Origin of the sequence: Brevundimonas sp. (genome assembly GCF_041648115.1) — a bacterium.
In the GTDB taxonomy this organism is placed as follows: Bacteria; Pseudomonadota; Alphaproteobacteria; order Caulobacterales; family Caulobacteraceae; genus Brevundimonas.
The window spans coordinates 15,218-38,337 of record NZ_JBAZPR010000014.1 but is presented as its reverse complement, the minus strand read 5'-3'; the positions used below and the strand labels follow the sequence as shown (position 1 = coordinate 38,337).

Below are 23,120 nucleotides of genomic sequence, written 5' to 3'. Positions count from 1 at the left end.
CCGTAAAGGCGTTCGTCCCGACAAATGGGACAGTCGAGGGAAATTCTATGGCGGCTCTCATTCTGTTCGGCGGCGGCGGCGATCTGGCGATGCGCATGCTGCTGCCGTCGCTCTATTTCCTCGAACACGACGGTCTTCTGCCTGAAGGACTGAAGATCATCGGCGCCGCCCGTTCGGAAGAGAGCGCCGACGACTATATCGCCAAGGTGCATGAGGCCGTGAAGGCCCGCGCCGAGGCCGACCAGGCCTGGGACGAAACCAGCTGGACCAAGATGAAGGCCCGTCTGGACTATCTGGCCGTGGACGCCACCTCGCCTGACAGCCTCAAGCCGCTGAAGGACAAGGTCGGCGACGGCGAGGTCACGTCCTTCCTGGCCGTCTCGCCCTCGCTTTACGCCCGCATCGTCACGGCGATGAAGGCGGCGGGCCTGGCGGACAAGAACTGCCGCATCGTGCTGGAAAAGCCGGTCGGACGCGACCTGAAGTCCTTCCTGGAAATCGACGACGCCGTGGCCCACGCCTTCAGCGAGAGCCAGGTGTTCCGCATCGACCACTATCTGGGCAAGGAGACGGTCCAGAACCTGATCGCCCTGCGGTTCGGCAATACGATCTTCGAACCGCTGTGGAACAATCTGACCATCGACCACGTCCAGATCACGGTCGGCGAGACGGTGGGGGTCGGCGACCGCTGGCCCTACTATGACGAATACGGCGCCCTGCGCGACATGCTGCAGAACCATATGCTCCAGTTGCTGTGCCTGGTGGCGATGGAGCCGCCCAGCGACCTGGACCCGGACTCGGTGCGCAACGAGAAGGTCAAGGTGCTGCGGTCCTTGCGTCCCGTCACGGTGGACGAGGTCGAGCGCGTCACCGTGCGCGGCCAGTATGTGGCGGGCGTCTCGGAGGGCAAGCCGGTCAAGGGCTATGACGAGGAACGCGGCCAGCCGTCCGACACCGAAACCTTCGTCGCGGTGCGCGCCGATATCGACAACTGGCGCTGGGCCGGCGTGCCCTTCTTCATGCGGACCGGCAAACGCCTGCCCGAGAAGCGCACCGAGATCGTCATCCAGTTCAAGCCGGTTCCCCACTCGATCTTCGACCGCGACGACCGGGGAGAAGTGCAGGCCAACCGCATGATCATCGAGCTGCAGCCCGAGGAAGACATCTCGCTGACGGTGATGAACAAGCGTCCCGGCCTGGATCGGCGGATGCAGCTTCAGCCGATCAAGATGAGCCTGTCGTGGGGCGTCGATGGCAAGTCCGCCGCCCCGCCCCGCCGCCGCATCGCCTACGAGCGGCTGCTGCTGGATGCGATGGCGGGAGACTCGACCCTGTTCGTGCGCCGAGACGAAGCGGAACAGGCCTGGAAATGGGTGGACGAGGTCTCCGAGGCCTGGGCCGAATCCGGCTTGAAGCCCGACGAATACGTCGCCGGCACCTGGGGCCCCGACAGCGCCGACATGCTGATGATGCGCACTGGCCGCGACTGGAACACGACCGATGTCTGAGCCCCACCCCATCGAAACCTTCCCCACCGTCGAGACCTGGGCCGCGACCATCGCCACGCGCCTGGCCGAGACCTTGAACGCCGCCGTGCGCGACAATGGCCGCGCCCTGTTCGCCGGTCCTGGCGGTTCGACGCCCGCCCCGGTCTATCGCCGTCTCGCGGCGACCGATCTGGACTGGTCGAAGATCGCCGTGACCCTGGTGGACGAGCGCTATGTCCCCGAGACCTCGCCGGAATCGAACGCTCGCCTGATCCGCGACGTGCTGTTGCAGGACAAGGCGGCTGCGGCGCGCTTCATCCCCCTTTACACGCCCGAGGTCACGGTGGACCGTGCAGGCATCGTGGCGGCCAAGGCCCTGGCCGATGCGGGCGGGCGTTTCGACGCGGTCCTTCTGGGCATGGGCGAGGATGGCCATATCTGCTCCATGTTCCCGGAAAGCCCGACGCTGAAGACCCTGCTGACGCCGACGCTGAAGCCGACGGTCCTGGGCGTGCCGCATGGGCGCGACGGCATGGCGCCCAGCCTCGAACGACTGTCGATCAACCTGCCCTATCTGATGTCGGCGGGCCGGGTGATCCTGGGCCTGAAGGGCGGGGCCAAGCGGCGGGTGTTCGAAGAACAGGCGCAGGGCGATCCGAAGATCCAGCCCATCGCCGCCCTGATCGCCGCAGGCGTTCCCCTTGAAGTTCTGTGGACGGAGGAAAGCTGATGACGCTTCACCCCACGGTCGCCGCGGTCACCGCCCGCATCGTCGAGAAAAGCCGCGAGACCCGCGCCGACTATATCCGTCGCATGGACGCCGCTCGCGACAGCGGGACCGGCCGCGCCAAGCTGAGCTGCGCCAACTGGGCCCACGCTTTCGCCGGTCAGACCATCGCCGACAAGCTGACGGCGATGGATGGATCCAAACCCAACCTGGGCATCGTCACCGCCTATAACGACATGCTCTCGGCCCACCAGCCGTTCGAACGCTTCCCCGACGTGGTCAGGAAAGCCGTGCGCGAGGTCGGCGCCACGGCCCAAGTCGCCGGCGGCACCCCCGCCATGTGCGATGGCGTGACCCAGGGGCGTCCGGGCATGGAGCTGTCGCTGTTCAGCCGCGACGTGATCGCCATGTCCACCGGCGTCGCCTTGACGCACGACGCCTTCGACGCCGCCCTGATGCTGGGCGTCTGCGACAAGATCGTGCCTGGCCTGTTCATGGGCGCCCTGGCGTTCGGCCACCTGCCCGTCGTCTTCGCCCCCGCCGGCCCCATGCCGTCGGGCATTCCGAACGCGGAAAAGGCCCGAGTCCGCGCCGAATATGCGCAGAACAAGGTGGATCGCCACACCCTGCTGGAAAGCGAGATTGGCAGCTACCACTCGCCCGGCACCTGCACCTTCTACGGCACAGCCAACTCCAACCAGATGATGATGGAGCTGGGCGGGTTGCACATGCCGTCCACCGCCTTCGTCCACCCCGACACCGGCCTGCGCGACGCCCTGACGGCGGCGGCGGCCAAGCGCGCGGTCGAACTGGCCCGCAGCGGCGAGTGCCGCATGGCCGACGTCATCAGCGAGAAGTCCATCGTCAACATGATCGTGGCCCTGCTGGCCACCGGCGGCTCGACCAACCACGCCATCCACCTGGTCGCCATGGCGCGGGCGGCGGGCGTGCTGATCGACTGGACCGACATGGACGAACTGTCATCGGTCACGCCGCTGCTGGCGCGGGTCTATCCCAACGGCTCGGCCGATGTGAACGCCTTCCAGGCCGCCGGCGGCGTCGCCTTCATCGCCCGCGAACTGGCGATGGCCGGCAACATCCACTCGGACGTGACCACCATCATGGGTCAGGGCATCGAGGCCTATTTCCAGGAACCGTCGATGGTGGACGGCGAACTGGTCTGGCGCGACGGGGTGGCGGAAAGCCTGGACCTGGACATCCTGCGCCCCGCTTCGAACCCGTTCGACAAGGAGGGCGGGCTGCGTCTGGTTAAGGGCGACCTGGGCCGCGCGGTCATCAAGATCTCCGCCGTGAAGCCCGAGAACCGCATCGTCGAAGCCCCCGCCGCCGTGTTCGAAACCCAGGAAGACGCGCTGCAAGCCTTCCGGGACGGCAAGCTGTTCCGCGACGTGGTCGTGGTCCTGCGCTTCCAGGGTCCGAAGGCGAACGGCATGCCCGAACTGCACAGCCTGTCGCCGGCCCTGTCGGTCATTCAGGACAAGGGGTTCAAGGTCGCCTTCGTCACCGACGGCCGCATGTCGGGCGCCAGCGGCAAGACGCCCGCCGCCATTCACGTGTCACCTGAGGCCCTGGCAGGCGGCCCGCTGGCCCATGTCCGGGACGGCGACATCATCCGCCTGGACGCCGAGGCCGGGGTCTTGACCACGGTCGGGATCGCCGACCTGACCGCCCGCCCCCTCGCCGCCCGATCCGCCGACAACGCCGAGGGTTCGTCCTGGGGCTATGGCCGCGAGATGTTCGGCGCCTTCCGCCATGTGGTCACCACGGCCGAACAGGGGGCGACAGTCTGTTTCGCCGTTCCAACCGGTTCACGCGGTCATGACGACACGCCGCCCAACCCCAACTTCGTCGACCGGACCGTGGACGCATGATCCACCGAACCGAGCGCAGGAAACGACCCCATGAATGACAAGACCCTCCTCGTCGGTGATGTCGGCGGCACCAACGCCCGCTTCGCCGTAGCCCGCATGGTGGACGGCAAGCCCATGCTGGACCACCACGAGAGCTTCCCGGCCGAGACCTATCCGACCTTCCTGGAAGGCGTCGCCGCCTACGTGGACGGTTGCGAGGTCAAGCCGACTGGCGGCGTGATCGCCGTGGCCGGTCCGGTGACGGAAGGGGCAATCGACCTGACGAACTCGCCTTGGGCGGTGTCGGAGAGCGAACTTCAGACCCTGGGCCTGAAGCCGGTCAAACTGATCAATGATTTCGAGGCCTTGGCCTGGGGTGCGCCCATCGTCCCCGAGGACCAGTTGGAAAGCCTGGGCGGGCCGGTCGACGGCGATCCCCATTCGACGGTTGCGGTGCTGGGTCCCGGCACCGGCTTCGGCGTCTCGGCCCTGGTGCGCGACGCGGCCGGCAAGGAAATGGCCATGCCGTCGGAAGGCGGTCACGCCTGTTTCCCGCCCGGCGATCCGATCGAGGACGAAATCCTGCGCATCCTGCGTCGCCGTTATGACCGCGTCTCGATCGAACGGCTGATCTGCGGTCCCGGCCTGCTGAACATGCACCGGGCTCTGGCCGAGATCGACGGGCGCGAGACCCATATCGACGATCCGGCCCAAATCACCGAGACGGCGATGGCGGACCCCAACAGCCCGTGCGGCGCGACCCTGGCCCGCTTCTGCGCCATCCTGGGCGCGGTCGCCGGCGACATCGCCCTGACTACCGGCGCGCGCGGCGGCGTCTATATCGCCGGCGGCATCGTCCCGCGTATCCTGCCCTTCATCAAGGCCAGCCCCTTCCGCCAGCGGTTCGAGCGCAAGGGCCGGTTCAAGGACTATATGTCCGAGATTCCGACCAAGGTGATCATGCACAAACACGCCGCCCTGTTGGGCGCGGCACGCGTCGCCTTCGCCCAATCCGAAGACTGAAGATCACGAAAATATCACGGCGGCGTGAACCGTTTCGCCGCCGTGACGTTTCCTGATTTCCACCAAGGAGAGGAAACGAAAATGAAGAAGATCGCCATCGCCGCCGCCTCGCTGTTCATGCTGGCCGGCGTCGCCGCCTGCGGTGAAAGCGCCGCCGACAAGGCCGCTGAAAAGCAAGCTGGGGCCGTCGAAGCGACGGGCGAGGCCCGCGCCGATCAACTGGAATCGCAAGCCGCGACCGCTCCGACCGCCGCTCAGGCCGGCGCTCTGAACGCCCAGGCCGATCAGGTCGAGGAGAACGCCGACCGCAAGGCCGACATGGTCGAGCAGCAAGCCGGCAACGCCGACGGCGGCGCCACCACGGCCAACACGCCTTCGACCCACTAAGGTCGGGCGACCCACTAAATCCGTTTACGGATGGATCAGCCCCCGTCGTTCGCGACGGGGGTTTTTTCGTGCCTGACGGTCAGTCGATGCAGAGGGTCGCGCCGGCCTTGCCATCCTCGACCGGAGTATTGCAGCCGAAGCGGTCGCTGGTGGCCTGACAGACGCCGGCCGTCGCCGCGCCGGGCGCGACGCCGCTGTTGCCTTCGATGCGGCAGTCGCCCTGGCATTGATCGCCGTCGGCGCAGCGCTTGCCGGCGTCGGCATAGCGGACGACGCACTGCCAGGACTGCATCCGCCCCACCTGCTGCATCGTGCCGCCTCGGGTGGCGCAGGACGCGGCGTCCGCGCTCTGCATCGGCGCATCGGAGGCGGAGCCCGTCGGCTGGGACGAGCAGGCGGCAGCCAGCAAGGCGACGGCGGCGATGAAGGAAATACGGATCATGAGATCTGTCCTTTGGTGAAGCCTGACCAGCAGTCGTCGTAGTCGAGCTGCATCTGCGGTGATTCGGACGCCCATTTCGTGACGCGGATCGGCGCGCGCGTCTCGAACATGAAGGCCAGGGTGTCGGTGATCTTGTGCGGTTTCAGCTCCGCCTTGATCGCCCCTTCATAGCTGGCCTGGTCGGGGCCATGCCCGCTCATGCGGTTGTGCAGGGACGCGCCGCCCGGTGCGAACCCACCGGCCTTGGCGTCATAGGCGCCGGTCACCAGGCCCATGAACTCGCTCATGACGTTGCGGTGGAACCACGGCGGCCGGAAGGTCTGTTCGGCCACCATCCAGCGCGGCGGGAAGATGACGAAGTCGATGTTTGCGGTGCCCGGCGTCTCCGACGGGCTGGTCAGGACGGTGAAGATCGACGGGTCCGGGTGGTCGAAGCTGACGGTGTTGATCGTGTTGAACCGCGCCGTGTCATAGCGGCAGGGCGCCAGATTGCCGTGCCAGGCGACAACGTCCAACGGGCTGTGATCGAAGGTGGTGACCCACAGGCGGCCGCCATATTTCTGGACGCACTCGGTCGGACGATCCACGTCCTCATAGGCCGCGACCGGGGTCTCGAAATCGCGCGGATTGGCCAGGCCGTTCGAGCCGATGGGGCCCAGGTCCGGCAGTCGGAACGGACTGCCGTAGTTCTCGCAGACATAGCCGCGCACCGGTCCCTCGACCTCGACGCGGAAGCGCACGCCGCGTGGGATCAGCACGACATGGCCCGGCTCGGCCTCGATCACGCCCATCTCGGTGACAAAGCGGTGCGCCCCCTCTTGCGGCACGATCAGCAGCTCGCCGTCGGCGTCGTAGAAAACCCGGTCGGTCATAGAACGGTTGGCGGCATAAAGATGGATGCCCGCGCCTGCGCCCGCGTCCGGCTCGCCGTTTCCGCCATAGGTCGTCAGCCCCTCGACCCAGTCGGTCGGCGCCTCGGGCATCGGCAGCGGGTCCCAGCGCATCCGATTGGGATTGGGCGGCGTCTCGTCGAACGGGCCGGAGCGCACCAGACCCTGGCCGAAGGGCGTGTACGGTCCATGCTGGGCCGAGGGGCGCAGGCGATACAGCCAGCTTCTCCGGTTCTCGGCGCGCGGGGCGGTGAAGGCCGTGCCCGAAAGCTGTTCGGCATACAGGCCCATCGGCGTCTTCTGCGGCGAGTTGCGGCCCACCGGCAGTGCGCCAGGCGCGGCCTCGGTCGCGAAATGATTGCCGAAGCCGGTCAGATAGGCGGGCGCGTTGGATCGCGTCATGTCGTGTCTCCCTATGACGCCGGTTTAGCCGTCCCTTGGGTCAGCGTCACCCTTTTGCGGCGAGGCAACAGCTTGGCGGTTGGCGCGTTGCTCTGGCCTCACGGAGGGATTTCCATGACCTATCTGACCCGGGCGGTCTTCGCCTTCGCCAGCCTGCTGCTGTTGCTGGCCGCAATGGCCCTGATCGGCTTCGGCGTGAAGGACGCGCTGGAGGGGATCGGGTTGCCGGACAAGTCGGGCGCCGACGCCGTGCTGGACGTGCTGGGCTATGTCATCGTCGCCATCGCCGTGTTCGACGTGGCCAAATACATCTTCGAGGACGAGGTGCGGCGCGGCAACGAGAAGCGCAGCGCCGCCGAGGCCCGGCGCAGCCTGACCAAATTCCTGTCCACCATCGTCATCGCCCTGTTTCTGGAGGCGTTGGTGGTCGTGTTCAAGACGGCGCGCGAGGACGTGGCCCTGCTGCTCTATCCCACCGCCCTGCTGGTCGCCTCGGTGATGGTTCTGGTCGGGCTAGGCGTCTTCCAGCGCCTGTCGGCCACGGTCGAGGAAAAGGTCGGCGACGACGACGAGGCCGAGGACCGCAAGGACAAGGTCAAGCGAAAGGCCGCGACCTAGCCCTTCGAAGGCAGGAAAGGCGAGAAGGTGATCACGGTGAAGGTGTCGCGCACATGCGGTCGCGTCTGCACCTGTTTCGTCACGAAGGTGCCGATGTCGGCGTCGCGCGGCAGGTTGAACTTGGCCAGCAGATCGTGCTGGCCCGAGGTCGAATAGACCTCCGAGACGTTCTCGACATTGTCCACGATGTCGGCCGCCACCTCGTTGGCGTAGCCCAGCTCGCATTTGATGAAGACGAAGATGGCGGTCATCATGGCGGATCAGTCCTCTGGTTCGAGGGCGTTCCTAGCGGATGAACACGTGCCGGGTAAGCCGCAAGACACAGACGCCGTGCTGGAGGCGCAATATAACAACCGCGCCCTGGTCCCCGACCACCCCGCCGTCATGGCGCGCTGGAAGGCGGGATCGGAGGCCGCTCGCACCGCTCATCCGCCAGAAATTCTGCACTACGGCCCCGGCGCGCGTGAACGGATCGACTGGTTCGATGCGGGGAAAGGCGCGCCCGTCGTGGTCTTCATCCACGGCGGATATTGGCAGGCGCTGGACGCCGGCTGGTTCAGTTTCGTCGCCCCGCCCCTGCTGGCCCACGGCGTCAGCGTCGCCATCCCGACCTATGACCTGGCGCCGACCATTAGGCTGGGCTGGATCGTCGATCAGATGCGCGCCGCCGTCGATCTGATCCATGACCGCACCGGCGCCCGCCCCGTCGTCAGCGGCCATTCGGCGGGCGGGCATATGGCGGCCTGCCTGCTGTCGGAGGGTGGCGCTTGGGCCGCCATCTCCATATCCGGCGTGTTCGAGCTTGAGCCGCTGATCCCGACCTCGCTGAACGCCGCCTTGGACCTCAACCCGCCCGAGGCCCGCGCCCTGTCGCCGATCCACTGGCCCGCGCCCGCCGGCGCCGTTCTGGACTGCATCGTCGGCGGCGCCGAGAGCGACGCCTTCCTTCAGCAAAGCCGCGACATGGCCGAGCATTGGGGCGCTCTAGGCGCGGAAACACGCTTCGAGGCCCTGCCGGCTCTTAACCATTTCACGGTGCTGAATCCATTGTTCGATACAGACAGCCCGATGGTCGAACGGCTGGCCGCCTTGGCGCACGCGCGCGCCGCATGCTGACGGCGAACCCGTGGACGGAGGCGTCCGCGCCCTCCACAATATCGCCATGTCCAGACACGCACCGATCCCGATCCTCGTTTGCGGCCTCGCCCTGGCGGGGTGCGTGGGGACGAAATATCCGATGCTGACGACGTTGAGCGCCGTCGATGCGGGCGCGATGACCTGCAGCCAACTCCATGGCCAGCGTCTGGTCGCCGAGGACACGGCGCAGAAGATCGCCCATATCGCGCAAGGCGGGCGGCCCAGGTTCTCGCAGCGGCCCGTTCTCTATTCGACGGCCAGGCCCGACGCTGAACGCGCGGCCCAGGCCCGGCTGTCGGTGGTCGAGGCCGCCCTGCTGGCCAAGGGATGCGGGCCGGACGACGGTCGAGCCGGCGGCGACTGACACCGGTGAAACAATAAGTTCCGCCCGGCCCCGCGAAAGCCGCCGCGCGGCGCTTTCGCATTTCGCGTCGGCTGGGATAAGCAGGGGATCAGGGCCGGGACGACCGGTCGTTGCAACACAAAATCCCGGCCCGCGTCGGGACAGGCGGAGACAGACCATGGCCCATGATCGCGTCAGCGTGCTTCAGGCGCTGGAGACCCAAGGCGTCTGCCCGGTCTTCTATCACCCCGACGCCGAGGTCAGCCTGAACGTCATTCGCGCCTGCGCGCGCGGCGGGGCGCCGGTAGTCGAGTTCACCAATCGCGGCGATTTCGCCTGCGACCTGTTCGGCGAGATCAATCGCGAACTGATCAGGACCGACCCGGACGTGGTTCTGGGCATCGGCTCGGTCGTCGATGCGGGCACGGCGTCGCTGTATCTGAATCGGGGCGCGCGCTTCGTGGTCAGTCCCTGCCTGATCCCCGACGTGGCCAGGGTCTGCAACCGCCGCATGGTCGCCTATTTCCCCGGTTGCGGCTCGGTGACGGACATCGGAGAGGCGCACGAACTGGGGTGCGACATCGTCAAACTGTTCCCCGGTTCGTCGGTCGGCGGCCCGGACTTCGTCAAGGCGGTTAAGGGACCGATGCCCTGGGTCAAGATCATGCCAACGGGCGGCGTGGACCCGGACGAGGCCTCCATCGCCAAATGGTTCGGCGCCGGGATCGTGGCGGCGGGCATGGGCTCCAAACTGGTGACGGACGAGGCCGTCAAGTCGGGCGACTGGGCCGCCATCGAGGCCAAGGTCCGCGCGACGGTGGACGCCGTCGCCGCCTTCCGGGCGTCCAAGAAGGGCTGATCGGCCGAACGGCTTAGCGGGACGGACGGTCGTCCCGCTGACGACCGTTTCGCTCGCCGTGATGGACGATGGCGCGCCGGGCGTCGCCCTTGCGTTGCAGTATCGGCGTCAGGGCCTTGCGCTCTTCCGGCGTCAGCGTCGCCAGGACGGCGACGGCGCCGTTTTCCAACCGCGTGCGGCCACGCATCTCGGCGGCTCGTGATTGTTCCAGCAGGGTCTCGACGCGAGCGACGTCCAGCGTGGGTTGGCCGGCGATGTCGATAGCCTGACGCCGGGCAGCCCGCGCCGCCTCGAAATCGGGCCGTGCGGCCAAGGCGGATTCCCGCAAGGCGGCCCGCACGCGTTGGCGAACGGCGGGGTCCAGATCAGTCAGGACCTCGGCCAGCGGGCCTTCACGACCGGGCCGTCTCTGGTCCTCGATCTTGCGCTCGATCCGGTCGCGATTGACGCCATAGGTCACGGCCCCCGCGACCGCGAACACGTTCAACGCCACCGAAACGGCCAGGGCGATCTTCAGGGTCTTCGGCGTCATCCCAGAACCTCGGTGTCGTCCACGCCGGTCAGCGAGGATTGATAGAGCACCGCATCGGCCCGCGCGTCGGCGGTCAGATGGGTGGTCAGGCCGACGCCGGCGACCACGCCCGCACAGGCGGCGGCGGCCCATCCGGCCCCCAGATACCAGACTGCACGCCCCAGCCGGCTGCGTGCCTTGCGTTTGGGCGCGACAGCCAGAACACGCGCGGTCAGGGCGGCGGACGGAACCGGCGCCGGAGCCGCATTCAGCAGAGCGTCCAGCGTCGCCGCCTCGTCCAGCACCGACTTCAGCGACGGATCGGCCGCGATCAGGCTTTCGGCGAAGGCGCGCTCGGAGGCGGGCCACCGACGCAGGTCGGCGCCGTAGGCGTCCGCCAGTTCGTGCAACCGTTCCGCCTTCATCGTCCGTCTCCTCTACCCGCCCTTGGCGACCCGGCTGGGGCCATGTCCGAAAGGGCCTGACGCAATGCGCGACGACCGCGCGACAACAAACTCTCCAGCGCCTCGACGCTGATCTCCATCAGGGCCGCCGCCTCGATATTGGACAGCTCCTGATAATGGCACAGGACGATGGCCTCGCGCTGACGGTCCGGCAGACGTTTCAGCGCCGCATCGACCCGCACGCCTGTTTCCGCCGCCAGCAGCCCCCGATCCGGCGCCGGTCCCTCGTCGCGGCGATCCGGCGGCGTATCGGTGGGGATTTCGCGCCGTCGCCTCAGCCGGTCGTAGCAGAGATTCAGCGCGACGCGGTGCAGCCAGGTGTCGAACCGCGCCTTGCCGGGCGCCCATTTCGGCGCCTGTCGCCAGGCCTTGAGCATGGCCTCCTGGGCCACGTCCTCGGCCTCGGCCGCGTCGCCCAGCATCCGCTGCGCCAAGGCCAGGATGCGCGGCAGCTTGCGCGCGACGAGCGTCTGCGCGGCCGCCGGGTCGCCCTGACCCACCCGGCGCACCAGATCCTCGTCGGGGTCGACGATCGCGACCAAACCTGCCTCTTCCGCTGCTGACGAAAGGGACCGGTTCGTTCATGACGGCCGACCCCGACACCGTTCTTACTCCGAAGCCGGGGCGGGGGAAGCCGGTTGTTGCGCCGGACGGGCTGCGCGGCGTTCCGCACGCTGGGCCTGACGCTCTGCACGATGGGCGGTCATGGCGGCGCGACGCTCGTCGGCCGAGATCACGCCGTCGCGGTTGGCGTCCATCTTGACGAAACGCTCGCCCAGCGTGGCGGCGACGTCTGAGATCACCACCGGACCGCGTTCCCGGCCGGCGCCACGACCTTCGGCGCCCGGACGACCGGGACCGCGCATGGCGTGACGCGCACCGCCGCGATGACCCTCACGATTGCCGGCGCGTTCGGCGCGCGGGCCGCGATCGGGGCGAGCGGCATGGCCGGCGTCGAACTCGGCGCGGCTGATGGAGCCGTCGCCGTTGGCGTCCAGCTTGGTGAAGCGGGCATCGGCGCGCTCGGCCTGGCGGGCCTGCATGCCGGCCTGACGCTCCTCGACGCTGACCGTGCCGTCGCGGTCCGCATCCAGCGCGGTCAGGCGGGCGACGCGCGTATCGACGAACTCGGCGCGCGTGATCTGACGGTTCGGTTCGCCGCGCGCCTGATGCGGAGCGGCCGCGCCAGCGGGGGGAACCTGTGCGGTCGCGACGCCGGCGACGGCGGCCAGTGCGATGACGCTCAGGCCGGTCAGAAAGGTCTTTCTCATCTCGATCATCTCCACGGGCGCCTTGCACGCCCTTTGACATTGCCCTGTCAGGAGATTGAACGCGGCGTCTCCGAATCTCCGTCGCGGCCTGCAGGAACAGCCCGCTCGAAGGCCTTGCGCGCCCGCGCCCGCAGGTCGGTCAGTTCGGTCTTCAGGCTCTCGAAATCCTGAGCCCCCGCCGCCTCGGCCAGACGAAGCTGGAAGACAGACGGCTCGGCCTCGGGATCGACCCGCCCCTCGAAGGCGGCGGCCAGCAGGTGGGCCAGCCGCTGCTGCACCCGCCAGGCCTCGGCCAGGACCGGGTCGTCGTGCAGGGCCTCCAGCGTCGACAGGGTCAGGGGTTCGCCGATGGCGGCGGCCTGGAGCTGGCGGAACTGGGCTGCGAACTCGGCGTCCACCTGGCCGCCGGGCGACAGTTTCAAATCCCAGAAGCCGTGGGGGCGACGCTCGCGATCCATCAGAGCGCGCATCTTCCTGACATCGGCGGCGATATCGACGCCGGGGCGCGGGCGACGCAGGGCGGCCTCGATGGCGGCGGACACCTGAGCGCAGAATTTGTCGTCGCTGGCCCAGACGACGCGGGCGCGGGTCAGAACCATGAACTCCCAGGTCTCGGCCTCGCGGGCGTAATAGTCGTCGAAGGCCTTCAGCCGCACCGACACCGGCCCCTTGGAGCCGGTGGGCCGCAGCCGCATGTCGACCTCATACAGGCCGCCCTCGGCCGTGTGCGCCGACAGGGCCGCGATCAGCCGCTGGGTGAAACGGGCGTAGAAGACGTCAGAGGTCCAGCCCTTGATCTCGGACACGGCTTCGGGCGGCGCCTCGTAAAGGGTCATCAGATCCAGGTCCGACCCTGCCGTCATCTCGCGCGATCCGGCCTTGCCCAGAGCCACCACCGCGACTGCGCCGGGCAAGGCGCCGCCCAACCGTTCGGTCTCGGCCAGGGCCGCCAGCGACAGAGTCCGCATCGCCGCGTCGGCCAGGGCGGCATAGGCGCGACCCGCCGCCTCGGGCCCCGCACGTCCTGTCAGGGCGTGGATGCCGATGCGGAACATCTGCTCGCGGTGCAGGCGACGCACGGCGTTCATGGCGCCTTCGAAATCCTCGGTCTCGCCGGCCTCGCGCAACATCTGTTCCGTCAGGCCGGTCTCCTCCGACAGATCGACCAGGAACCGCGCGTCCAGCACCCCGTCCAGCGCCGCCGGTTGCCGCCCCAGGGTCCGGGCCAGGCGCGGCGCGAAGGCCATGACGCCCAGCACCATCTCGAACAGTTTCGGTTGGTTCAGGAACAGGGCCTGGACCTGGACCCCCGCCGCCAGGCCCGAGAAGAAGGTGGCGAAACGGCGAAACGCGTCGTCTGGAGCGCCCGACCGAGCCAGGGCCTCCAGCAGGCGCGGCGCCAGGCGGGTGAACAGTTCGCGCCCTCGCGCCGTCCGCGTCGCGGGGATGCGGCCGTGGTGCCAGCTGCGGATGGCAGCAGCGACGGACGGGGCCTCGGAAAAGCCCATGCGGCGCAGGGTCTCCAGGGTCTCGGGATCGTTCTCGACCCCGGTGAAGACCAGGCTGCCATAGCTCGAATCCAGATCCTCGCCGCCCTCGAACAGTTCGCCATAGCGGGTGTTGACCCGGACCAGCAGGGCCTCGACATGGGCGTCGAAGGCCGCCAGTTCGCCAAAACCGGCAAGCGCGGCGACGGCGGCGCGACGTTCGCGGTCCTCAGGCAGGCGGTGGGTCTGCTCGTCGTCGAGCATCTGCACCCGGTGCTCCAGCCCGCGCAGTTCGACATAGGCGGCCGACAGCTCTTCGGCGACCGCCTGGGGGATGTGATCGGCGTCGGCCAGCGCCTTCAGCGCCTCCAGCGTGCGTTGCTTGCGCAAGGCCGGATCGCGCCCGCCCAGGATCAGCTGCTGGGTCTGGGCGTAGAATTCGATCTCGCGGATGCCGCCGCGCCCCAGTTTCAGATTGGCCCCGGCAGCGTGCAAGCCCTCGCCGGTCTTGTGGACGTGGATCTGTTTCTTGATCGACTGGATGTCGAGCACGGCGGCGTAGTCCAGGCTGCGCCGCCAGATGAAGGGAATCATGGCCTTCAGGAACCGGCCCGCCGCGCGCATGTCGCCCAGCACCGGCCGCGCCTTGATGAAGGCCGCCCGCTCCCAATTCTGGCCCACGCTCTCATAGTAGGCCAGGGCCATCGGCCCGGCGACCACCGGCGGGGTCGAGGACGGATCGGGCCGCAGCCGCAGATCGACGCGGAAGACATAGCCGTCGGCCGTCCGCTCGGTCAGCAGGGTGGCGATCCCCTTGCCGACGCGATTGGCGAAGTCCTGCATCTCCTCGCCCTCGCGCAGGGCCAGGACCATCAGGCGCGGCTCGAAGAAGAGCGAAATGTCGATGTCGGAGGAGTAGTTCAGCTCGTTGGCGCCGTGTTTGCCCATGGCCAGGCCGAACAGGCCGGGGATCGGGCCGCGCGGATCGCCCGGTGGCGACACCAGACGGCCGCGCGCACGCTGCTCGGCCGCGACGGCGCGCAGGGCGGCGCGGCATGAAGCGTCCGCGAACTTCGACAGGGCGTCGGTGACCTGGTCCAGATCCCAGACACCGCCGAGGTCGGCGAGCGCGGTCAGAAGATGCAGGTCTGCCTTGAGCACCCGCAGCGGGGCGCGGACCTCGTCCGGCTCGGCGTCCAGCGCATCGGTGTCGCGGATGATCTGGACGAGGCTGGCGGCGGGATCCTCCTCCAACAGGCGGCGCAGATGGGCCGGCCGGCGACGCATCAGACCGGCGAGATAGGGCGACGCTCCGGCGACCGGGGCCAGAGCGGGCCAGGCGGCGTCAAGTGTGTCGCGCCAGCCGTCGGCGTCGGCGGCCTCGATCAAGGTCTCTTGCAGGCGGTCGGCGGCGACGGGGCTCGCGACCGGGCCGGCCGGGGCGAGGGATTGGAATAGGGGGTTGGACTTGAGATCAGGCATTCAAATCTTCCGCTCATCCCGGCGAAAGCCGGGACCCAGTGCTTTCGCTCAGCAGGGCGTTGGACCACGATCCAAGACACACTCACAAGTCCGAGCACCTAAAGAACTGGGTCCCGGCTTTCGCCGGGATGAGCGGAGTTTACAGAGAACCCGAGGCCGCAGGCAGCACCAGCGCCACCCGCAGCCCCGGCCCGAAATCGCCATAGGCGCCGGGCCCTTCGTCCAGCACGACCCGGCCGCCGTGCGCCTCGGCCACCGCCGTCACCAGCGACAGACCCAGGCCCGAGCCGGGTTCGGTGCGGCTGTTGTCCAGGCGCACGAAACGCTGGACCACCCTTTCGCGATCCTCCTCAGGCACGCCCGGTCCGGTGTCGGTGACCGAATATTCGATCTCGCCCGACGAGCGCCGACGCGCGCGCAGCTTCACGGCCCCGCCGGCCGGGGTGTATTTGATGGCGTTGTCGATCAGGTTGGCCAAGGCCTGGGCCAGGAAGGGCTGGTTGCCCTCGACCATCAGGCCGCGCTCGACCTCGGACGAGAAGTCGATCTCCTTGTCCTCGGCCGCCGGCTCGTAAAGCTCGGCCATGTCGGCGGCCAGGTCGGCGGCGTCCATCAGCCTGGGGTCCGGCGCGCCGCCCGCCTGCAGACGCGCGATGGCCAGGACCGTGTTGAAGGTCTTTAGCAGATGATCGGCCTCGTCCAGGGCGATGCCCAGGGCCTCCACCCCGTCGATCTTGCCCGCCTCGGCGTCGATCAGAGCCACCTCCAGCTTGGCCCGCATCCGGGTCAGCGGCGAGCGTAGGTCATGGGCGATGGCGTCGCCGGCGTGGCGGATCGAGGACATCGACGCCTCCAGCCGGTCCAGCATGGTGTTTAGCCCCTGGCCCAGCTCGTCCAGTTCGTCGCCGGTGTGGCGGACGGGCGCGCGGACCTTGAGGTCGCCCTCCTGCACCGCCTGAACGACCCGGTTCAGCCCGGCCATGGACTGTTCCACCCGTCGGCTGATGTAGAGACCGCCCGCCAGGCCCAGCAGCATCACCAGCCCCATCGCCCCCCACAGGGCCTGAGTCAGGCGGGCCAGATAGTCCTCGATGTCGCCGATGTCCTGACCGACGAACAGATGCTCGCCCCCGGTCAAGGTCGTGATCACCCCGATGGAGCGGCGACGCTGGACCTTACCCTGCGCGTCCGTGTCGGTCAGGCGGAAGGTCTCCCAGTCGCTGGCGCCGGCCGGCAGGCTGAGGTCGATGTCGATCGGCGATTCCGTGATGTTGCCGGTGATCGTCTTTCCGGCCGCGTCGGTCAGCAGATACAGATACGGCCCGCCCCGGATCGACCGCTCGACCAGCGCCTGGTTCAGGGCGTCGATGCCGCGCGTGCGATGGATCGCCGTCAGGGCGCCCAGCTCGATCTCCACATCCGCCTTGGCCCGGCCTTGGGCCTCGGACGCCGAGGCGAAATAGACATAGGCCAGAATCGCCCCCGCCGCCGCCACGAACAGCGCCAGGAACAGCAGCGTCAGCCGGAAGGGCGTGCGGCGAAGGAGGGAGGGAAGGCGCAACTATTCTCCCTCCCCTTCATGGGGAGGGACGGCGGCGCGCAGCGACGCCAGGGTGGGGGAGTTCTTGAGCCTGGCCACGACGAAATCCATCACATCGCCGATGTTGTCGCGGATGGCCGCATTGTCGAAGCGCAGGGTGACGAACCCCTCTTTCGCCAGGACCGCATCCCTGATCCGATCATGGCGTATCTGTTCATCCAACTGATGCACCTGTCCATCGACCTCGATCACCAGACGGTGCTTGAAACAGACGAAGTCCAGGTAATAACCCTTGAAGGGCGCCTGACGGCGAAAGTGAAAGTCCTCGCCGCGAAGCCGCTTGAGATTGGCCCACATCCGCGCCTCCGGCGGGGTCATCGCCTTGCGCATCGCGCGAGCGCGATATGTCTCCGAAGACATGAGCACTTCCCCACCCTGATCGCTGCGCGATCGTCCCTCCCCATAAAGGGGAGGGAAGTTGCCTACGCCTCCAACCGATACCCCGCCCCGCGCACGGTCTGCAGCATCGCGCGGTCGAAGCCCTTGTCGATCTTGGAGCGCAGGCGGCTGATGTGGACGTCGATGACGTTGGTCTGGGGGTCGAAATGGTATTCCCACACCTTCTCCAGCAGCATGGTGCGCGTCACCGACTGGCCGGCGTGGCGCATCAGGAACTCCAGCAGCTGGAACTCGCGCGGCTGAAGATCGATCTCGGTCGTGCCGCGATGCACGGTGCGGCCGATCAGGTTCATCTCCAGGTCGCCGACCTTGAGCACGGTCTGGACGCCGCCCGTCTCACGACGGCGGGCCAGGGCCTCGACCCGGGCGATCAGCTCGGCGAAGGCGTAGGGCTTGACCAGATAGTCGTCGGCGCCGGCCTTCAGGCCCGTGACCCGGTCCTCGACCTCGCCCAGGGCCGACAGGAACAGGACCGGCGTCTGATCGCCGCCCTTGCGCACCGTCTCGACCATGCCGACGCCGTCCAGGCGCGGCATCATCCGATCCACCACATAGACGTCGTAGCCGCCCTTTTGCGACTCCAGCAGCCCGAAGGCGCCGTCCACGGCGTGGGTCACCTCATGTCCGGCTTCGGACAGGCCCCGCACCATGGCGGTCGCCGCCTCGGCGTCATCCTCGACCACCAGAATCCGCATCGAAACCCCTCCCGGAATCAAAATCGCCGCCGATGGTAGCGCATCGGCGGCGATAGGGTGAGTTAAGGCTTGGTCAGAATGCCGATCATTCGACTTTTAGGCTCGGTGTACGCACTTGTAGGTGCCGTCAGCATACACCCAGCAACACATGGTTCCATGGCAACCGTATCTGACTGCTGCTTGGGCCGACACAGATGTAGTAAAAACAGTTTGCGAAACAACTAAAGTTGAAATCAGTGCCAGAATACGCAGAGCAATTCTCCACGGTTAAAGGACCACAAGAACTTTAACACAACTCATAGGGGAGTCAACGCAATCTAACGAAATTCTCACTTAAATGGTAATACTATCGACGTGTTGCCATTTGGCGCTCGAACAAGCAGAAGAATGCCCGGGCGGCTGGCAGCCTTAGCTGCTGCCACTGCTGCTTCAAGATCGGATGGACTGTTCACAGCGCGGTTGTTAGCGCGCATAATTACAACGCCGGGCGGCATCCCTAGGCCAGCCGCATTCGAACCACGCTCCACATTAGTAACAACTACACCGTTGACCTCGGCTGGCACTGAATAGCGTTGGCGCAGCGCATCAGACATTGGAGCAATCTGCATACCCTCAACCACGGCACCCGACGGCGCGCTTGGCATGGACGGTGCCTCATCACCGCCTTTAGTTCCACCTTGAAGCTCAGCTTCCGACGGACGACGCCCAGCTCGGACGTTTATAGTTTGGCGGCGGCCGTCGCGAAGAATGTCAAGGCGAAGAGTGTCGCCAGCCTTTGCAGCGCCAACACGGCGGGTCAGTTCGGTGTTATTGGTCACCACCTGGCCATCCACGGCCGTCACAATATCCCCAATCTGCACACCAGCTCGGGCGGCCGGGCCGCCAGCAGTTACCTCACCGACCGAAGCGCCTTTGGTGTTTTCCGGCAGGCCCAAGGCCGCCGCCGCCTCGGGGGCCAAGGTCTGGATCTGGACGCCGAGATAGCCTCGCTCGATGGTTTCTCCCCGCATCAGCTGCGAGGTAATGCGCTTGGCGACCTCGGCAGGAATAGCGAAGCCGATCCCGACGGATCCACCGGTGGGCGAATAGATGGCCGAGTTCACGCCGATGACGCGGCCGTGGATGTCGAAGGTCGGGCCACCCGAGTTGCCCCGGTTGATGGCGGCGTCGATCTGAAGGAAGTCCGTATAGGGGCTTTCAGCTCCGCCGATGTCGCGCGCCTTGGCCGAGACGATGCCGGCCGTGGCGGTGCCGCCCAGGCCAAACGGGTTGCCGATGGCGATGACCCAGTCACCCACGCGTGGTTCGGCCGTCTCTTCGAAGCTGACGTATTTGAAGTCGGCGCCCTCGACCTTGATCACGGCGAGGTCCGTCGCGGGATCGCGGCCGATCAGGCGGGCCGGCAGTTCGCGGCCGTCCGACATCTTGACCTTGATCTCGGTCGCGTCGGCGACGACGTGGTTGTTGGTGACGATGAAGCCGTCCTGGGAGATGAAGAAGCCCGAGCCCGCGCCTTGAGTCGTCTGCGGCTCGTCATTGTTCTGACCGCCACGACCTTGCGGCGGCACGAACTGGAACGGCAGGCCGGGGATGGTGAAGGCGCCGCCGCCCTGGGGCTGATCGACCTTGACCGTCACGTCGATCTGAACGACGGCGGGCGAGACCTGATCGAAGATGGTCGCGAAGCTGCTGGGCGCGCCCGGCGGGGGCGTGAAGGCGTCGCCGTTGGCCGGGACCGGGGTGATCCTGTTGACCGCCTGCGGTTCCGCGTGCGCGCCGGGCCAGTTGATGACGCCGCCGGCGGTCGCCGCCGCCGCCAGGGTCAGGCCGGCCGCGGCCCCGAGAATGAACTCCTTGCGCTTCAGCATCGTGGTCCTTGCGATCCTCTGTCCTGCGCCATGCGGGCGCCGGTTTCGCGATTGATATAGGCCGAACCGGCGTTGCGCCAATCCCGACCGCCGATCGTTGATCTCGACTAGCGCCCGTCGTGAGGCGAGGTTGCGTCAGGATCGCGGCGAAGCTTCTCATTTCGCAGAACTTCGTCCAGCCGTTCTTCCTCTTCGGCCGTCAGGGGCGCGGCCTCGACCGGACGGCGGCGCGCGCGCAGCATCAGAACGGCGACCGCCAGCAGCACCAGGGCGAAGGGCCCGAACCACAAGAGCCAGGTCCCGGCCCGCACCGGCGGGGTGAACAGCACATAGTCGCCGAACCGCCGCACCAGATCGTCGCGCACCGCCTGGTCGGAGGCGCCGGTCGCGATTTCCTCGCGGATCAGGCGGCGCATGTCGCCCGCCACGCCCGCCGGACTGTCGGCGATGGCCTCGTGCTGACAGACGACGCAGCGCACGTCCTTAAACAGGGCTTGGGCGCGCGCCTCCTGTCTTGCATCGGACAGGGGCCTGTCGGGCGCGGCGGGCGGTTCGGCCGCCGTCAGCATCAGCACCAGAACCGGCGCGGCCAGCAGGATCGCCAGGCGCCTCACGCCGTCCTGCGCCGACGCGCGCCGACGCCGACCCTCAACCGTCGATCCAGCAGGGACAGCACGCCGCCCAACGCCATGATCATCGGCCCCAGGAAGATCAGTCGCGCCCATGGGTTCCAGTACAGGCGCACGACCCAGGCCGGTTGTTCGGGACTACCCGCTCTTTCGCCCAGCGTTACATAGACGTCGTCGAGTCCTCGGAAATCCAGTCCGACCTCGGTCGTGGTCTGACCGCCGGCGGGGAAGAAACGGCGTTCGGCCGTCACCGTGCTGGCCCGACCCCGGTCATCTGTGGCGCGCACCGTCAGCCGGCCCTGTTCGGCCAGATAGTTCGGCCCTTCGATCACGCGGACCTCGTCGAGGGTGACGGTCCACGGGCCGGCGGACACGCTCTGGCCCAGCGACAGCGCGCGCGCTGTCTCGGCCTTGAAGCCGGTCTCGACCACCGCCCCCAGGATGAAGACGCCCAGGCCCAGGTGCGCCAAGGTCATGCCCCAGGCGCCTAGCGGCAGGCCCCTCAGCCGGCGCAGGGTCTCGGCAACGGAGGCGCGGAACAGGCGTGCGCGTTCGGCCACCTCGGCCAGCGATCCCAGGATCAGCCAGCCCCCCAGGCCGATGCCAGCGGCGGCGAGGGCCCTCTTCGGCTCCCACAAGGCGAAGGCGGCGAGCGCGGACAGGATCGCAAGGCCCGCCGCGACGGCCAGGCGCTGCATTGCGCCGGTCAGATCACCGCGCTTCCAGGCCAGCAGCGGCCCGGCGGGCAGGATGATGAAGGCGACGACCATCAGGGGGACAAAGGTGGCGGCGAAATAGGGCGGGCCGACCGAGATGGTCGCGCCGGACGCAGCCTCAAGGATCAACGGATACAGGGTGCCGAGCAGTACGGTCGCGGCCGAGGCTGTCAGGAACAGGTTGTTCAGCACCAGCGCGCCCTCACGGCTGACGGGCGCGAACAGGCCGCCGCCCTTCAGCTGGGGCGCACGCCAGGCGAACAGGGCGAAGGCGGCGCCGGCCGTGATTCCGAGAATGGCCAGCAGCATCATGCCGCGCTGGGGATCGACAGCGAAGGCGTGGACCGATGTCAGCACGCCCGACCGCACCAAGAAGGCGCCCAGCATGGAGAAGGTGAAGGCCAGCAGGGCCAGGAAGACGGTCCAGCCCGCCAGCGCGCCGCGCCGTTCGGTCACGACCGCGCTGTGCAACAGGGCCGCGCCCGCCAGCCATGGCATGAATGACGCATTCTCGACCGGGTCCCAGAACCACCAGCCGCCCCAGCCCAGCTCATAATAGGCCCAGAACGACCCCAGGGTGATGCCGACGGTCAGGAAGGCCCAACTGGCCAGGGCCCAGGGTCGGACCCAGCGCCCCCATGCGGGCCAGAAGGCGGTCTGGGCCCGGCCCTCGATCAGGGCAGCGACAGCCAGGGAGAAGCAGACGGAAAAGCCGACATAGCCGGCGTAGAGCAGCGGCGGATGCACCGCCAGGGCCGGATCCTGAAGCAGGGGGTTCAGCGACGCCCCCTGGAAAGGGGCGGGGTCCAGGCGGGTGAAGGGGCTGGAGGTGAAGACGGCGAAGGCCAGGAACAGCGAACCCAGCGCCCCCTGCACCGCCACGGCCGAGGCCTTCAGCCCGAACGGCAGGCCGCGCGCGCGGGCCAGCGCCCCGCCGAAGACGGTCAGCACCAGACACCACAACAGCAGCGACCCCTCGTGGCTGCCCCAGGCGCCGGCGACCTTGTACAGCATCGGCTTGTCGGTGTGGCTGTTGGCCGCGACGTTGGAGACCGAGAAGTCGGACACGACGAAGGCGTAGATCAGGGCCGCGAAACTGAGCCCGATAGCACCCGCCGCCGCCAGCGCCGCGCCTTGCGCCGCGCCCGCCAGAACCGGACTGCGTCGCGCGCGCCCGGCCGCCGACAAGCCCGTCTGCAGGATCGACAGCGCCAGAGCCAGCGCCAGGGCGAAGGCCCCAAGTTCGGCGATCATAGGGGAACGGTCTTGGTCGCAGCGGCCGACGTCGGCGCCGCTTCAGGCCGCCACTCGCCCTTTTCCTTCAGACGGTCGGCGACCTCGCGCGGCATATAGTTCTCGTCGTGCTTGGCCAGGACCTGGCTGGCGTGGAAGGTGCGATCGGCGCCGAAGGCTCCCTGCGCCACGATCCCCTGCCCTTCGCGGAACAGATCGGGCAGGTCGCCGTGATAGACGACGCGGGTCACGCCGACGTTGTCGGTGACGGAAAAGGCCACCACGCCGTCGCCGGATTTCTGAACACTGCCGACCTCGACCAGACCGCCCAGGCGGATGTTTCGGCCCTCGGGCGCCTTGTCGGCGGTGGCCTCGGACGGGGAATAGAAGAAGGTCACGCTGTCCTGCATCGCCCACAGCGACAGGCCGACCGCCAGCGCCAGGATCGGCGCAACGGCGGCGACGACCCACAGGCGACGACGCGCCTTCGGCGATTTGGGCAGCCAGCTCATGCGACGGACGTTCCGGGTTCGAAGGGCAGACCGGCGGCATATACCGCCGTCGCGGCGCACGACCAAC

At 67.9% G+C, this 23,120-nt stretch carries 24 protein-coding genes; 9 read left to right on the top strand and 15 right to left on the bottom strand.

What is annotated here, in order from left to right:
• The first annotated feature begins 47 nt into the window (after positions 1 to 47).
• The 5 genes from zwf (at position 48) to WC597_RS13415 (ending at position 5,495) form a co-directional block, all read left to right on the top strand.
• A complete protein-coding gene (gene zwf / locus WC597_RS13435; protein ID WP_372693969.1) occupies positions 48 to 1,508 on the top strand; it encodes a glucose-6-phosphate dehydrogenase in 1,461 nt (486 codons plus the stop codon).
• Positions 1,501 to 2,217 (top strand): 6-phosphogluconolactonase, encoded by a 717-nt coding sequence (gene pgl, locus WC597_RS13430; protein ID WP_372693967.1) that lies wholly within the window; start codon positions 1,501 to 1,503, stop codon positions 2,215 to 2,217. Before zwf ends, pgl begins: the two co-directional genes overlap by 8 nt.
• A complete protein-coding gene (gene edd, locus WC597_RS13425; protein ID WP_372693963.1) occupies positions 2,217 to 4,106 on the top strand; it encodes a phosphogluconate dehydratase in 1,890 nt (629 codons plus the stop codon). Before pgl ends, edd begins: the two co-directional genes overlap by 1 nt.
• Before the next feature lie 30 nt (positions 4,107 to 4,136).
• Positions 4,137 to 5,108, top strand: coding sequence for a glucokinase (gene glk / locus WC597_RS13420; RefSeq protein ID WP_372693961.1), 972 nt, complete (start codon positions 4,137 to 4,139; stop codon positions 5,106 to 5,108).
• Positions 5,109 to 5,189: 81 nt separating this feature from the next.
• A complete protein-coding gene (locus tag WC597_RS13415; RefSeq protein WP_372693959.1) occupies positions 5,190 to 5,495 on the top strand; it encodes a hypothetical protein in 306 nt (101 codons plus the stop codon).
• A gap of 79 nt (positions 5,496 to 5,574) precedes the next feature.
• On the opposite strand, the gene WC597_RS13410 is transcribed toward WC597_RS13415, so the two are convergent.
• Positions 5,575 to 5,937 carry a hypothetical protein gene (locus WC597_RS13410; protein WP_372693957.1) on the bottom strand — a complete coding sequence of 121 codons (363 nt, stop codon included), beginning with the start codon at positions 5,935 to 5,937 and terminating at the stop codon, positions 5,575 to 5,577.
• Entirely contained in the window at positions 5,934 to 7,229 is a 1,296-nt protein-coding gene (gene hmgA / locus WC597_RS13405) for a homogentisate 1,2-dioxygenase (protein ID WP_372693955.1), read from the bottom strand. Before hmgA ends, WC597_RS13410 begins: the two co-directional genes overlap by 4 nt.
• A gap of 114 nt (positions 7,230 to 7,343) precedes the next feature.
• Between hmgA and WC597_RS13400 the strand changes: the two genes are divergently transcribed.
• Positions 7,344 to 7,847: a GNAT family acetyltransferase gene (locus WC597_RS13400; protein ID WP_372693953.1), complete on the top strand. Its 504-nt coding sequence runs from the start codon at positions 7,344 to 7,346 to the stop codon at positions 7,845 to 7,847.
• Here WC597_RS13400 and WC597_RS13395 read toward each other — a convergent pair.
• Positions 7,844 to 8,101 carry an Lrp/AsnC ligand binding domain-containing protein gene (locus WC597_RS13395; protein ID WP_306002252.1) on the bottom strand — a complete coding sequence of 86 codons (258 nt, stop codon included), beginning with the start codon at positions 8,099 to 8,101 and terminating at the stop codon, positions 7,844 to 7,846. The two genes, WC597_RS13400 and WC597_RS13395, sit on opposite strands and share 4 nt — an antisense overlap.
• Before the next feature lie 46 nt (positions 8,102 to 8,147).
• Between WC597_RS13395 and WC597_RS13390 the strand changes: the two genes are divergently transcribed.
• The 3 genes from WC597_RS13390 to WC597_RS13380 all read left to right on the top strand — a co-directional run bounded on the left by WC597_RS13390 (position 8,148) and on the right by WC597_RS13380 (position 10,186).
• The gene (locus WC597_RS13390) at positions 8,148 to 8,963 is read left to right on the top strand and encodes an alpha/beta hydrolase (protein WP_372693951.1); all 816 of its coding nucleotides are present in this window, start codon (positions 8,148 to 8,150) and stop codon (positions 8,961 to 8,963) included.
• Positions 8,964 to 9,009: 46 nt separating this feature from the next.
• The gene (locus WC597_RS13385) at positions 9,010 to 9,348 is read left to right on the top strand and encodes a hypothetical protein (protein ID WP_372693949.1); all 339 of its coding nucleotides are present in this window, start codon (positions 9,010 to 9,012) and stop codon (positions 9,346 to 9,348) included.
• 157 nt (positions 9,349 to 9,505) lie between these two features.
• Entirely contained in the window at positions 9,506 to 10,186 is a 681-nt protein-coding gene (locus tag WC597_RS13380; protein WP_372693947.1) for a bifunctional 4-hydroxy-2-oxoglutarate aldolase/2-dehydro-3-deoxy-phosphogluconate aldolase, read from the top strand.
• Positions 10,187 to 10,199: 13 nt separating this feature from the next.
• Here WC597_RS13380 and WC597_RS13375 read toward each other — a convergent pair whose 3' ends face one another.
• The 12 genes from WC597_RS13375 to ccmE all read right to left on the bottom strand — a co-directional run bounded on the left by WC597_RS13375 (position 10,200) and on the right by ccmE (position 23,053).
• Positions 10,200 to 10,718, bottom strand: a complete 519-nt coding sequence (locus tag WC597_RS13375) for a periplasmic heavy metal sensor (protein ID WP_372693945.1) — start codon at positions 10,716 to 10,718, stop codon at positions 10,200 to 10,202.
• Positions 10,715 to 11,122, bottom strand: a complete 408-nt coding sequence (locus WC597_RS13370; protein ID WP_372693943.1) for a hypothetical protein — start codon at positions 11,120 to 11,122, stop codon at positions 10,715 to 10,717. Before WC597_RS13370 ends, WC597_RS13375 begins: the two co-directional genes overlap by 4 nt.
• The gene (locus WC597_RS13365; protein ID WP_372693941.1) at positions 11,119 to 11,703 is read right to left on the bottom strand and encodes an RNA polymerase sigma factor; all 585 of its coding nucleotides are present in this window, start codon (positions 11,701 to 11,703) and stop codon (positions 11,119 to 11,121) included. The genes WC597_RS13370 and WC597_RS13365 overlap by 4 nt, the downstream gene beginning before the upstream one ends.
• 66 nt (positions 11,704 to 11,769) lie before the next feature.
• Positions 11,770 to 12,432, bottom strand: coding sequence for an EF-hand domain-containing protein (locus WC597_RS13360; protein WP_372693939.1), 663 nt, complete (start codon positions 12,430 to 12,432; stop codon positions 11,770 to 11,772).
• 47 nt (positions 12,433 to 12,479) lie between these two features.
• Positions 12,480 to 15,401 carry a bifunctional [glutamine synthetase] adenylyltransferase/[glutamine synthetase]-adenylyl-L-tyrosine phosphorylase gene (locus WC597_RS13355; protein WP_372693937.1) on the bottom strand — a complete coding sequence of 974 codons (2,922 nt, stop codon included), beginning with the start codon at positions 15,399 to 15,401 and terminating at the stop codon, positions 12,480 to 12,482.
• A gap of 139 nt (positions 15,402 to 15,540) precedes the next feature.
• Entirely contained in the window at positions 15,541 to 16,962 is a 1,422-nt protein-coding gene (locus tag WC597_RS13350) for an ATP-binding protein (protein WP_372693935.1), read from the bottom strand.
• Positions 16,963 to 17,361: an endonuclease domain-containing protein gene (locus tag WC597_RS13345; RefSeq protein ID WP_372693933.1), complete on the bottom strand. Its 399-nt coding sequence runs from the start codon at positions 17,359 to 17,361 to the stop codon at positions 16,963 to 16,965.
• A gap of 62 nt (positions 17,362 to 17,423) precedes the next feature.
• Positions 17,424 to 18,095: a response regulator transcription factor gene (locus WC597_RS13340; protein WP_017504381.1), complete on the bottom strand. Its 672-nt coding sequence runs from the start codon at positions 18,093 to 18,095 to the stop codon at positions 17,424 to 17,426.
• Positions 18,096 to 18,424: 329 nt separating this feature from the next.
• The gene (locus tag WC597_RS13335; protein ID WP_372693931.1) at positions 18,425 to 19,963 is read right to left on the bottom strand and encodes a Do family serine endopeptidase; all 1,539 of its coding nucleotides are present in this window, start codon (positions 19,961 to 19,963) and stop codon (positions 18,425 to 18,427) included.
• Between the two features lie 107 nt (positions 19,964 to 20,070).
• A complete protein-coding gene (locus WC597_RS13330; RefSeq protein ID WP_372693929.1) occupies positions 20,071 to 20,577 on the bottom strand; it encodes a cytochrome c-type biogenesis protein CcmH in 507 nt (168 codons plus the stop codon).
• On the bottom strand, positions 20,574 to 22,562 hold the full coding sequence (locus WC597_RS13325) for a heme lyase CcmF/NrfE family subunit (protein ID WP_372693927.1): 1,989 nt from the start codon (positions 22,560 to 22,562) through the stop codon (positions 20,574 to 20,576). Before WC597_RS13325 ends, WC597_RS13330 begins: the two co-directional genes overlap by 4 nt.
• Positions 22,559 to 23,053, bottom strand: a complete 495-nt coding sequence (gene ccmE, locus WC597_RS13320; protein WP_372693925.1) for a cytochrome c maturation protein CcmE — start codon at positions 23,051 to 23,053, stop codon at positions 22,559 to 22,561. Before ccmE ends, WC597_RS13325 begins: the two co-directional genes overlap by 4 nt.
• Between the last annotated feature and the right edge of the window lie 67 nt (positions 23,054 to 23,120).

Excerpts from the sequence above, each read along its gene's own strand:
- WC597_RS13385 (WP_372693949.1), top strand. The coding sequence starts at position 9,010 with ATGTCCAGACACGCACCGATCCCGATCCTCGTTTGCGGCCTCGCCCTG.
- WC597_RS13395 (WP_306002252.1), bottom strand. The coding sequence starts at position 8,101 with ATGATGACCGCCATCTTCGTCTTCATCAAATGCGAGCTGGGCTACGCC.
- WC597_RS13400 (WP_372693953.1), top strand. The coding sequence starts at position 7,344 with ATGACCTATCTGACCCGGGCGGTCTTCGCCTTCGCCAGCCTGCTGCTG.
- WC597_RS13345 (WP_372693933.1), bottom strand. The coding sequence starts at position 17,361 with ATGTCTTCGGAGACATATCGCGCTCGCGCGATGCGCAAGGCGATGACC.
- glk (WP_372693961.1), top strand. The coding sequence starts at position 4,137 with ATGAATGACAAGACCCTCCTCGTCGGTGATGTCGGCGGCACCAACGCC.
- pgl (WP_372693967.1), top strand. The coding sequence starts at position 1,501 with ATGTCTGAGCCCCACCCCATCGAAACCTTCCCCACCGTCGAGACCTGG.
- hmgA (WP_372693955.1), bottom strand. The coding sequence starts at position 7,229 with ATGACGCGATCCAACGCGCCCGCCTATCTGACCGGCTTCGGCAATCAT.
- ccmE (WP_372693925.1), bottom strand. The coding sequence starts at position 23,053 with ATGAGCTGGCTGCCCAAATCGCCGAAGGCGCGTCGTCGCCTGTGGGTC.
- WC597_RS13415 (WP_372693959.1), top strand. The coding sequence starts at position 5,190 with ATGAAGAAGATCGCCATCGCCGCCGCCTCGCTGTTCATGCTGGCCGGC.
- WC597_RS13375 (WP_372693945.1), bottom strand. The coding sequence starts at position 10,718 with ATGACGCCGAAGACCCTGAAGATCGCCCTGGCCGTTTCGGTGGCGTTG.
- WC597_RS13340 (WP_017504381.1), bottom strand. The coding sequence starts at position 18,095 with ATGCGGATTCTGGTGGTCGAGGATGACGCCGAGGCGGCGACCGCCATG.
- edd (WP_372693963.1), top strand. The coding sequence starts at position 2,217 with ATGACGCTTCACCCCACGGTCGCCGCGGTCACCGCCCGCATCGTCGAG.
- WC597_RS13380 (WP_372693947.1), top strand. The coding sequence starts at position 9,506 with ATGGCCCATGATCGCGTCAGCGTGCTTCAGGCGCTGGAGACCCAAGGC.
- WC597_RS13335 (WP_372693931.1), bottom strand. The coding sequence starts at position 19,963 with ATGCTGAAGCGCAAGGAGTTCATTCTCGGGGCCGCGGCCGGCCTGACC.
- WC597_RS13355 (WP_372693937.1), bottom strand. The coding sequence starts at position 15,401 with ATGCCTGATCTCAAGTCCAACCCCCTATTCCAATCCCTCGCCCCGGCC.
- WC597_RS13370 (WP_372693943.1), bottom strand. The coding sequence starts at position 11,122 with ATGAAGGCGGAACGGTTGCACGAACTGGCGGACGCCTACGGCGCCGAC.
- WC597_RS13360 (WP_372693939.1), bottom strand. The coding sequence starts at position 12,432 with ATGAGAAAGACCTTTCTGACCGGCCTGAGCGTCATCGCACTGGCCGCC.
- WC597_RS13410 (WP_372693957.1), bottom strand. The coding sequence starts at position 5,937 with ATGATCCGTATTTCCTTCATCGCCGCCGTCGCCTTGCTGGCTGCCGCC.
- zwf (WP_372693969.1), top strand. The coding sequence starts at position 48 with ATGGCGGCTCTCATTCTGTTCGGCGGCGGCGGCGATCTGGCGATGCGC.
- WC597_RS13325 (WP_372693927.1), bottom strand. The coding sequence starts at position 22,562 with ATGATCGCCGAACTTGGGGCCTTCGCCCTGGCGCTGGCTCTGGCGCTG.